Annotated in this window: 2 pseudogenes; both read left to right on the top strand. The window is 56.8% G+C overall.

The annotated features are described in order from the left end of the window. Nucleotides 1-405, top strand: a pseudogene (locus AUR66_RS15705) (hypothetical protein); the annotation flags it as partial. Nucleotides 406-474: 69 nt separating this feature from the next. After that, nucleotides 475-1,092, top strand: a pseudogene (locus AUR66_RS15700) (conjugal transfer protein); the annotation flags it as partial.

Genomic DNA, 1,092 nt, shown 5'->3' with positions numbered 1-1,092 from the left:
CTGTACGGTGCAGTTGTGCTCATCCTCGTCGCGGTTGGCGACGCACCCACCGGGCGACGATTCGGAGCGCAAATCCTCTGGTTCGTAGGGTCGCTGGGCATCGCCTACCAGATCAAAGACGCACTCAGATTAGACCTCGTGCGGATGGTCTGGGAACCCCGACGTGAGTTATGGGAGTTCCCGACGCGGTATGGATTCATACTTGCACTCACAGCCGTTGTCGTCGGTCCCCCAGCCTCACTACCGACGCTCACGACATCACTCCTCACAGCACTCACACCGACCGTGAGTACCGCCTACATTATCGCACGGTTACCCCACGACCGGGTATTTCGAGACAAATGTATCGACGCACAGGACCGCCTGCTTGAGATCTTTCGTATTCGCGACAATGACGACAACTAATCCAGTCAGCCAGCCGTACCACCCAGACAGTCACGCTGCCGTAGACTCCACTCGGAGAGGTATCCTCGAATGACCCGTGAGTACATTCGAGTCACCCAGACCTCTGAGTCACTCCAGACCAACAGGATTCCCCCCGCGCTTGAGAGTCTGCACAAGCTCACAGCCGAGCAGCCCTCGTTCTTACAGCGGCTGAATCCGCTGTATTCGAGTCCGCTACCGACGTTTGAGTTCCTCGTTTTGAGTGAAGGGACTGATGAACCGGTTGAGTTCTACTACGGTTCCGATACACATCTCGACACACTCGAAGAACGGCTCACACGGATCTACCCATCATCGTTCGATCTCTCGCGGGAGTCTTTCGACGTTGAGTCGAAACTCGTCTCGGACGAGTTGAGCCGTGACGATATTTCGCCACGAGGTGTGCGGTGGAAGGGATCGAGTATGCGGAAGGAAGACTGGATGATGCTGCTCACTCGGGACGAACCCGAGTCACCGCTCGCAGACGATACTTTGCCACTCCCGCTCGTTTCACTCGTCGACGAACTCGCCGACGTCGAAGCCCCAATCGCGTTCCAGGTCCTCTTTCAGCGTAAGCCCGATTGGTCACCCAAAGCCGAGAATCGGAAGCTCAACCTCCAGAACCAGACGGACACCTGGATAGACAAGGCCATCAGCACCATCTTCACC

Source organism: Haloferax profundi (genome assembly GCF_001469865.1).
Lineage (GTDB): Archaea > Halobacteriota > Halobacteria > Halobacteriales > Haloferacaceae > Haloferax > Haloferax profundi.
The sequence above is the reverse complement of the archived record's forward strand: the minus strand, read 5'-3'. Positions and strand labels throughout refer to the sequence as shown.